This is a genomic window from Pediococcus parvulus (genome assembly GCF_007990205.1).
In the GTDB taxonomy this organism is placed as follows: Bacteria; Bacillota; Bacilli; order Lactobacillales; family Lactobacillaceae; genus Pediococcus; species Pediococcus parvulus.
In genome coordinates this window covers 1-9890 of record NZ_BJWE01000053.1, presented here as the reverse complement: position 1 = coordinate 9890, position 9890 = coordinate 1, and the positions used below count along the sequence as shown (strand labels likewise).

Here is a 9890-nt window from a genome sequence, read left to right as displayed (position 1 = left end):
TAGTGGGTGCGACTTGGAGCCGCAAGCCACGTCTCCAAGTTCGGCCTTTATCTAAGTGAAACCTGCTAAGATAAACGACACTACTGAGCCCATTTGCTTCCAGACTAAGTCTAATCTTTGCGCTCAACACACTGATATAATAATTTTGATACTTTCAACCTTTAGTTTTTAGACAAAATAATCCCTCAAGGTCGGTTATAGCCAGCCTTGAGGGACTTTTTTATTCTTGCGGATCAGTCATCTTGATGATAATTTTTCCTTTAGCTCTTCCAGAGCGGGAGTAGGCAAACGCATCAGGTAAGTCTGAAAAGTCAACAATGCGGTCAATGATGGGATGCAGTTTATCTGATTCAATCAGTTGGCGAATAACTTCAAGTTCTTGACCACTTGATTTCATAAACAGGAAATCATATTGAACCTGATGAACTTTTTCAAGCTTAGTTAGCTTATGTGAAGCTGCGCCTATAAGGAGTTGTTTCCAGATTGGTAAACCAAATGCTTTAGCAAACCGGACGTTGGGCATTCCTGCGATGGACACAATTTTGCCACCCGGTTTGACAATCTTAAATGCCTTTTCTAAAGATTCACCGCCAAGAGTATCAAAAACGTAATCGTAATCAAATAAAACTTCATCAAATTGTGTTTGCTTGTAATCAATGACTTGATCAGCTCCAAGTGAGCGCACTAGATCAATATTTTTAGTACTAGTTGTGGTTGCGACGAAGGCACCGAGCTGTTTTGCAAGTTGAATGGCAATGGTTCCTACGCCACCGGACCCGGCTTGGATCAAAACTTTTTGGTTAGGTTGAATAGACATCAGGTCATGTAAGGCTTGATAACTAGTTAAACTAACCAATGGAATAGCTGCCGCTTCTTCAAACGATAAATTTTGTGGTTTATGTGCAATGTCACTTTGATCAACCGCGATGTATTCCGCAAAAGTACCAATGTGATCATCTTGTGGACGCCCATACACTGCATCGCCAACTTTAAAATCGGTGACCTGCGAGCCGATTTGGGTGATGGTTCCGGCAAAGTCACTACCAAGAATTAGCGGCATTTTGTATTTTAAAAGCATTCGTAAATCGCCGTCTTTAGTTTTTAAATCGATTGGGTTGATGCTTGCGGCCATGATTTTGACAAGAACATCATTTGGGCCAACCTCAGGCACTGGTACATTTTGGATGGTGGGGGTTGCTTGTTTATAATGGGTAATTAAAGCTGCTTTCATAGTTGAATTCATATTAAGCTCCTTGTTTATTGGTTTAATCTTTTAAACATTCGATAAGAAGAATATTAGTGCATTGGTTTAAACTTGTCAACATACATTCTTGACAAAGTTTTTATTTCAGCGTTTAATGGTTTAGAAATATGAACGAACACTTTAATACAAAAGTGGTAAAAATTTAAGGAGTAACCTAATGGCCGAACAATCAATGAAGATCTTAAAAAAGAGTGCGCCAATTTTTGCAATGCTACAGGATGAAAATCGCCAACAAATTTTGTTGATGCTGTGTGCAGTCGACAAATTGACGGTGAATCAGATAACAGAGCAACTGGAATTATCCAGACCTGCAGTGTCCCATCACCTTAAACTGTTATTGGATGCTGGACTGGTCACCGTGACCCGGGCAGGAACCGAAAGATATTACACCGTTCATTTGAATGGAGCGATTGATCTGCTGAAACAGTTAACCGCATCACTAGAAGCAGATTTGAATCAGCGAGAGGCACGCTATTAGATTGTTACGCAATGCCTTTGGACTGTAAATTGATGAGAAGAGGTCTGTTAAATGACAAATTTACGAGAACTTACCCTGCAAGATGAGTTAATTTTTGATGATTGGATTCAAGCTTGGAAAAACGAACCCACACAAGTGTCGGTATCCAGACCAATTCAGACCAATTTTGCTGAATTTATTAAACAATTACAGACCAACAGTCGTCATCCAGAAGCACCTCGGGTTCCGGCTACTAAATATTTTTATATTGAAGCTAATCGTATTAAGGGTGGTATTTCATGTCGGTGGAAATTAAATGATTACTTACTGAAATTTGGTGGCAACATTGGATACGGCGTGGCACCGGAATTTCGGAACCAAGGCATCGCTTCTGAAATGTTGCAGCAAGCGTTAGCCTTATTCAAGGCACGGAATATTATCAAAGTTTTGATTACCGCAGAAGACTGGAATATTGCCAGTCAACAAGTTATAAACAATGCTGGTGGAATTTACGAAAATACGCTTATGGAAGAATCCACGGGCCATCACTTGCAACGGTACTGGATTACTTTGAAATAATTGAAGTATGTGAAATAAAAGCTCCGTTGAAATTTAGTATCCTCAAGAGGATTTCTAAATTTCAATGGAGTTTTTTGTAAAAATTATTTTCTTGGATAGGCATGATCAGGATAAGGGGTAACACTCAAGCTGCCACCACGATAAATGGCATAGTATACATCTGCAAGTTGGTAATTCTGTGTTTTTAAGTTTTGCATGACCCATGCTTCATCTTTGTCAATTAATTCTAATATGGTGCTATCAATTACGGTATCCACAGTCAGCGGGTATTTAACGGCATCGTCGCCTTGCATTGTGACGGTGAGCTGGCCGTTTTGTTCTAGGACGGCACGTTTAACTTCACTGATGTCATTGACACCTGCCGATCTTAGTTTTAAGGATAACTCACTGGCACTTAAACCAGCACGGGTTGCAACACCAACTAAAATTTGACCATTTTGCACAATTGTATGCGGTTCTCCAGTAACAAACCTTCGTAAAAATTGGTTGTGGTTACTGATAAATTTAACGATTAAAACAATTAAGGTCCAGATCAGTAAAATCAAAACAAACTGAAGTAACGTGATGTCAGTGTTATAGATCATCCCGCCAATAATGCCGCCAAGGACATAATTTTGAATTTGGTCCACTGCGCTAGTTGGTGCTAGATTTCCTTTGCCAAGGAGATTAATTTGGACAATCACGCAAACTAAGCCAAGGGCGAATTTTAAACCAATATCCAGATAAGAAAACATATTATTTCACCTCCTGATTGTTAATAATTTGTGCACGTTGCAGATGATAGCTTGAAAAGTCACTATCGAAATCAACCTGATAATAACGCTGATTAATTTTTAAAATCATTTTATCCGTTAAAACCGTTTTATTAGTTTTTAGTTTTTTTAGGGAAACATTCTTCTTGTGGCTCACAGTTTGTAAAAATCGCACAATTTGGGCATTTTGACTTAAGCTAGTCTGATACTGTTGATAATTACTGAATTGAATTCCGCCTACTAAACAAGCACTGAGCACAAAAATGATTAACAGATCTCGGTATTTGCCTTCATTTCGATGTCGTAAGAAAAGGATTAACATAATGACGGCAATTAGTGAAAGCACGACTAAAATACCGTATCGCCAAAGTAGGATGCGATTCGTTTGAGCTAATAATTGTTGGTATGAATAAAATGTCATAAGCGGCCTCTTTTTCAAAATTTAACACGATTTTAGTATAACATAGGGGAATTTATCATCTGATTTGTTAATCTAAGATGGTGGTCGTTTAGATTTAGAATTGAATTGTGAAGGTTATAGGATTCGTAACAGGAATGAGGATGGAGCTTTATAAAAATAATGGCAGGTTAGTCATTATCCATTTTTAATGGTAATGACAAGTTTCGAGGATAGGCTTTTTCGTTTGGAAGTCGTATAATGAGATTATTCTAATAAAATAGGGAGAATAACATGGCAGAAATAACACATTTTTATGAAACATTCCAACCAACACAGTATGATGTCTATTTAGATGTCAATCGAGAAACAAAACAAATTGCGGGTAAAACCAGTATCACTGGTGAAGCTAAAACTCAAACGGTTTCTATTCATCAAAAGGGTTTAGTTGTCGCTTCCGTTCAAGCAGATGGCAAGGATGTCTCGTTCACAACGGACGACAAAGCTGATGCCATTCGGATCGATTTGTCACAGACTGGTGAAGTGAAGTTAACCATTACTTACAAGGCACCGTTAACTGATTCAATGATGGGAATTTATCCTTCATATTATGAAGTTAATGGCGAGAAAAAGCAGATTATCGGGACACAATTTGAAACCAACTTTGCGCGGCAGGCCTTTCCTTGTGTGGATGAACCCGAAGCTAAAGCTACCTTTGATTTAGCCATTAAGTTTGATGAGCATGAAGGTGAAACGACAATTAGTAACATGCCAGAAGCTCGTGTCGAAAATGGTGTCCACTATTTTGACACCACAGTTCGAATGTCGACTTATCTAGTTGCCTTTGCCTTTGGTGAATTACAAAGCAAAGTCACCACTACTAAGAGTGGGGTTAAAGTTGGGGTGTTTGCAACTAAGGCTCACCAAGCTAAAGAATTAGATTTTCCTTTGGACATTGCTAAGCGTTCAATTGAATTTTATGAAGATTTCTACCAAACACCATATCCGTTGCCACATTCTTGGCAGTTAGCCTTACCTGATTTCTCAGCTGGTGCCATGGAAAACTGGGGATTAGTGACTTATCGAGAAGCATACTTAGTACTTGATCCCGACAATACTGCCCTTGACATGAAACAGCTTGTGGCGACTGTTATTGCGCATGAATTGGCTCATCAATGGTTTGGTGATTTGGTTACAATGAAGTGGTGGGATGACCTCTGGTTAAACGAAAGTTTTGCTAACATGATGGAATATGTGGCTATTGATGCGCTTGAACCTGATTGGCATATTTGGGAAATGTTCCAAACATCCGAGGCCGCTGCTGCTTTACAACGGGATGCTATTGATGGGGTTCAGTCTGTGCATGTGAATGTGGAAAATCCTGCGGAAATTGATGCGCTGTTTGACAGTGCGATTGTTTACGCTAAGGGTGCCCGCCTACTGGTTATGGTTCGCGCTTTACTTGGTGACGATGCCTTACGAGCTGGCTTAAAGAAATACTTTGCTGCTCACAAATATGGCAATGCAACTGGTGCCGACTTATGGGCTGCATTAGGTGAAAGCTCTGATCTTGATGTGGGTGCTATCATGAATTCTTGGTTGGAACAACCAGGTTATCCAGTCGTCAAAGCTGCAGTTGAAAATGGTCAGTTAACTGTTTCTCAACAACAGTTCTTCAGTGGCGAAGGTAAAGAAGTGGGTCGTAAGTGGCAAATTCCACTAAATGGCAATTACGAAACTGTCCCTCAAATTATGGCGGAAAAGTCAATTACATTAGGTGACTATGCTAAGTTACGTGAAGAAAATGGCAAACCATTCCGCTTGAATGTGGGGAATGATTCCCACTTTATCGTCAAATATGATGAAACCTTATTAAAAGATATTTTGGATAATGTGGAGGCACTTGATGACATTTCTAAACTCCAAATTTTACAAGATTTACGATTATTAGCAGAAGGTCGTCAGATTTCTTATGCCGAAGTTGTCCCATTGTTACCACAATTTGCAAATAGCAAGTCAAACGTGGTGAACGTGGCCTTGTACCAAGTTGCCGGAAATTTGAGAAAATTTGCAACTCCAAAGTCGGATGAAGAAAGGGCTGTTCAAGCGTTTTACGATAAATTGAGTGCAGATCAGGTTGCGCGGTTAGGTTGGAAACCAAAATCCGACGAATCAAACGATGATCAATTGAACCGACCATATGCGTTAGGTGCAACACTGTATGCCAAGAATGCTGATTCAATTGCGGCTGCTCACGAGATTTTTGTGGCTAATAAGGATCAGTTGGCAAGCTTACCAGCCGACACGCGAGTTTTCATTTTGCTGAACGAAGTGAAAAACTTTGGTAGCCAAGAACTGTTTGATCAGCTCTTAAAACAACATCATCAGACGTCTGATAGTAGTTACAAGGAAGCTATCTGTGCAGCATTAACAAGCACACCTGATGCCAAGTTAATTGCGCAATTAATCGCGAAGTTCGAAGATGCTGACACGATCAAACCACAAGATTTACGGGCCTGGTTCCGAGGCGTTTTGGCAAATGAAGATGGCCAACAAGCTGCTTGGGATTGGCTTCGTAATGACTGGCAATGGCTCGAAGATACGGTTGGCGGTGATATGGAATTCACAACTTACATTACTGTAATTGCCGGGATTTTTCATACACCAGAGCGTTTGGCAGAGTTCAAAGCGTTCTTTGAACCAAAGCTCAACACACCCGGTTTAACACGTGAAATCACAATGGATACGAAAGTGATTGAAAGCCGTGTTGCCTTGATTGAAGCTGAAAAAGATAGTGTCAATGCGGCTGTGGCAAAGGTTGTTGACTAACCTATTGGGTGATAAAATTTAAAAAGAATAGTTGAAATGCGGCAACTCTAAGCGAGGTGCTGCATTTTTTAGTTGATCTAAAATACAATTCTTAGTATAGAAAATTAGTGACATCCAAAAATCTATCAGATATGTATTGTTGGGATCTGTTAGTATTGACAAGGAAGCAAAATTTTTAAAGTAGTAAGAGTAAGTTTTGAAAAATAGTCATGAAAAAGGAAAGCAGTTAAATAATGAAACAAGCAAACATCAGAAATTTTTCCATCATTGCTCATATTGATCATGGGAAGTCGACATTAGCCGATCGAATTATGGAACAAACCCACACGGTTAGTGAACGGGACAAAAAGGCCCAATTGTTAGATGACATGGCCGTTGAACAGGCCCATGGTATTACCGTCAAGTCCAGAACAGTGCGGAACCATTACGAAGCTGATGATGGACAAACATATGAATATAATTTTATTGATACACCTGGACATGTTGATTTTTCATACGAGGTTTCCAAAAGTTTAGCAGCGAGTGATGGGGCGATCCTATTGGTAGATGCTACTCAAGGCGTTCAGGCGCAAACGGTGGCAAACTTGCGCCTTGCCAAGCAAAATCATTTGGTCATTATTCCAGTGATTAACAAGGTGGATAGTGATGCAGCCGATGTGCCACGGACACAAGCTCAGATTCAAAAGTTAGATCCGGCGTTCGAAAATTTGGATATGCTGAAAATTTCAGCCAAAACTGGGATGGGTGTGCATGAAGTTCTGGAAGCCATTCGGACAACCATTCCAGCGCCAACCGGAGATAAAAAGGCACCGTTAAAGGCGTTAGTTTTTGACTACATGTACGATGCCTTTAAAGGAATTATTGCCTATGTACGCCTTGTAGATGGCACATTAAAGCCAGATGATTCGTTAGTATTGATGGCGGAGCAAACACACATTTCGGCTAATGCATTGGGCTACTTTGCGCCCAATATGACACCCGTTAATGAGTTAAATGCGGGTGATGTGGGATATGTTGTGACGGGGATAAAAGATCCGCAATTAGTTCGAGTGGGAGACACCATGACTTCGGCCACCAAGCCAACTTCGCAACCACTGGCTGGCTATGAACCCGCAAAATCAATGGTGTTTGCCGGATTTTATCCAAGGGACAATAATTATAATGAATTGAAATCAGCGATTGAAAAACTCGCTTTAAATGATTCTTCGTTTCACTACAGTCTTGAAAATTCAGAGGCCTTGGGCGCTGGTTTTCGATGTGGCTTTTTAGGGATGCTGCATTTGCAAATTATTCGGGAACGTTTGAAGGATGAATATGGTTTGGAGGTACTCACAACAGCACCCAACGTGACTTATCACGTGTACTTGAAGGGTCAAACTGAACCAATGATTGTGAATAATCCGATTAATTTTCCGGAGTTTTCCAAAATTGAGTATGTGGAAGAGCCATTTATCAAAGCTGAGATTACGACACCCAATAACTTGCTGAGTGAAGTCATGAAACTTGCGGAAAAACATAAGAGCACACTGTTGGATATGGATAATCAAGCCGATTTGATCGTATTGACTTACAAAATGCCAACTTCTGAAGTGGCGTATGAATTTTTCAATCAGTTAAAGTCTGTTTCCCATGGATACGCCACATTGGACACGACTTATCTTGATTATGAAATCGCTGATTTGGTTAAAGTTGAAGTTGATATTAACTATGCCACCGTCGATGCACTATCGTTTGTAGTTCATCGTCAGGATGCGCCAAATTTGACGCAAGAACTGGTAAAGAAATTAAAAGTTGCGGTGCCGCGGCGACTTTATCCCACTCCTGTTCAGGCAGTTGTGGAAGGTAAGGCCGTTGCACGAGTTGATATTCCGCCATTGCGTAAAAATGCGGCTGTTTCTGGCGGTAAAAAGAGTATTTCCAAGAAACAGGCGTTGTTACGGCGTCAAGGGATTAACAAACGACAATCAGCTAAAAACAGCATTGAGTTACCACAAGAAGTATTTAATGCCATTTTAGAGTTGGATTTATAAACGAAAGATGCACAAGTGAGGTTAGGCTTGTGCATTTTTTTACTAAAATTCTGAAAGTTAAAGGTTTTTCATTAGTTTGATAGGCGACCTAAAGTTTGTCATATTTTCAGTCAATTTATTTCGTTGGTTTTACTCAGTTTGCTAAAATTAAGAAAAATGATATAAGGAAGAAAAAAGGTGATATTATGCGGAAAGTACAATTCTACGGTGCAATTTCTTTGGATGGTTATTTGGCCACCGAGAAACATGATTTACAGTGGTTGTTAGATACCCAAGGCGGCGATAAGGCTAATACAGAGAAATTTTTAAAAAAAGTCGACACCACCATTATGGGACGAAAAACATACGACGTGAGTAAAGGTTTAATGAATGGGGCATTGCAATTTCCTGATAAAACAAATTATGTACTCTCGCGAACCAAGCATGGTGAAGTGGCAGATGCAAAGTATGTGCAGGAATCACCAATGCAATTGGTTCAAGAATTATTGGCCCAACCTGGTGGTAATATTTGGATCGTGGGTGGTGGTCAACTTGTAGTGGATTTACTGGAGAATGATTTAATTGATGAGTGGTGGATTCAAATTGCACCGGTTTTATTGGGAAAGGGAATTCGGTTATTTCCAAACGGTGATTATTCGACTCACTTAAAGTTATTGGATGTGAATCGGTACGATCAGTTGGCAGAAGTCCATTTGTGCAAAAAGTAAAAGCTTTGATAAGAATAAGTTTTAATTTATACTCGGACAATCAAACTGGTAAAATAAAGACAAAAAATTATGACGCTTGATTAACGGCAAATAAAGCAGGATGGTATCCAATGAACAACTTAAAGAAAATTTGGTTAACTCATTTACAACCAATAATCCTCCTTTGGCTCGTGATCATATTCTGGATTTATCGTAACAATGGCCTGAGTGGTTTTTCTGATGCGGAGAATTTTGGCTTCATATTTTATTTACCATTTGTAATGGCAGTAATTTTCTTTGGCTGGGGAATTTGGAAACGGAAAATGTTACCAATGTTAACGGCGGTAACATTAGTGGTCACGGCATTAGTTAGCCCTCCATTTCATTTTGGCTATGCATTGATCTTACTGTGGTTGTTAATTCCAATTTGTAGTTATTTATTTGAATGTACTTTAATCAGACGAAGAAGAAAATATTCTATTATTGCGTTGGGGGTAATGCTGTTGTGCATAATAGGAATGTTTCTAACCCCGAAGACGGCAGTACGAATGGGTGTGATTACAAATGGGCATCCGACCCTAGCGCTAACAACCAAAGTGAAGAAAAACAATTATGCGAAGAACCATACACAATATACCAACCGTGGAGATTATGTGATTAGTCACAGTTTTGTAGATAAAAGTACGGGTGCCCAATATGACGAATTCTCTATTCATCGTGAAGGCATTTTCTATATTGCAACACTGAATTATAAGGAAGACTGGGTTTAGTGTTGTCAACTGTAAGATATATTAATGTGCAAGAATGAAGGTGAAGTACAGGATAAAGGTAAAATCTTGGTTAGAAGATGGTAGTTAAATGGCTTGGTTTTTGAGAATATGTTTTAAAATCTTTAG

General features: G+C 39.5%; 9 protein-coding genes. 6 read left to right on the top strand and 3 right to left on the bottom strand.

The genetic code is table 11. The features are described 5' to 3' along the window. Positions 1–220: 220 nt before the first annotated feature. Positions 221–1243 (bottom strand): NADP-dependent oxidoreductase, encoded by a 1023-nt coding sequence (locus tag PPA04_RS08660; RefSeq protein ID WP_057784377.1) that lies wholly within the window; start codon positions 1241–1243, stop codon positions 221–223. 178 nt (positions 1244–1421) lie between these two features. Here PPA04_RS08660 and PPA04_RS08655 point away from each other — a divergent pair, with 178 nt between their 5' ends. Then, a complete protein-coding gene (locus PPA04_RS08655; protein WP_057784378.1) occupies positions 1422–1742 on the top strand; it encodes an ArsR/SmtB family transcription factor in 321 nt (106 codons plus the stop codon). Positions 1743–1793: 51 nt separating this feature from the next. Next, on the top strand, positions 1794–2300 hold the full coding sequence (locus PPA04_RS08650; protein ID WP_057784379.1) for a GNAT family N-acetyltransferase: 507 nt from the start codon (positions 1794–1796) through the stop codon (positions 2298–2300). An 83-nt stretch (positions 2301–2383) separates the two neighbouring features. Here the strand turns inward: PPA04_RS08650 and PPA04_RS08645 are convergent, their stop codons facing one another. Together PPA04_RS08645 and PPA04_RS08640 are read right to left on the bottom strand one after the other, a co-directional pair. Next, positions 2384–3034: a DUF421 domain-containing protein gene (locus PPA04_RS08645; RefSeq protein WP_057784380.1), complete on the bottom strand. Its 651-nt coding sequence runs from the start codon at positions 3032–3034 to the stop codon at positions 2384–2386. Position 3035: 1 nt separating this feature from the next. Next, positions 3036–3473, bottom strand: a complete 438-nt coding sequence (locus tag PPA04_RS08640; protein ID WP_057784381.1) for a DUF3290 domain-containing protein — start codon at positions 3471–3473, stop codon at positions 3036–3038. Positions 3474–3743: 270 nt separating this feature from the next. Here PPA04_RS08640 and PPA04_RS08635 point away from each other — a divergent pair, with 270 nt between their 5' ends. The 4 genes from PPA04_RS08635 to PPA04_RS08620 all read left to right on the top strand — a co-directional run bounded on the left by PPA04_RS08635 (position 3744) and on the right by PPA04_RS08620 (position 9764). After that, complete coding sequence (locus PPA04_RS08635; RefSeq protein ID WP_057784382.1) at positions 3744–6278, top strand: M1 family metallopeptidase; 2535 nt, start codon at positions 3744–3746, stop codon at positions 6276–6278. Positions 6279–6511: 233 nt separating this feature from the next. Next, positions 6512–8308: a translation elongation factor 4 gene (gene lepA / locus PPA04_RS08630; RefSeq protein WP_057784383.1), complete on the top strand. Its 1797-nt coding sequence runs from the start codon at positions 6512–6514 to the stop codon at positions 8306–8308. Between the two features lie 185 nt (positions 8309–8493). Next, positions 8494–9015: a dihydrofolate reductase family protein gene (locus tag PPA04_RS08625; protein WP_057784384.1), complete on the top strand. Its 522-nt coding sequence runs from the start codon at positions 8494–8496 to the stop codon at positions 9013–9015. A gap of 110 nt (positions 9016–9125) precedes the next feature. Then, positions 9126–9764: a YjcN family protein gene (locus PPA04_RS08620; protein ID WP_057784385.1), complete on the top strand. Its 639-nt coding sequence runs from the start codon at positions 9126–9128 to the stop codon at positions 9762–9764. Positions 9765–9890: the final 126 nt, after the last annotated feature.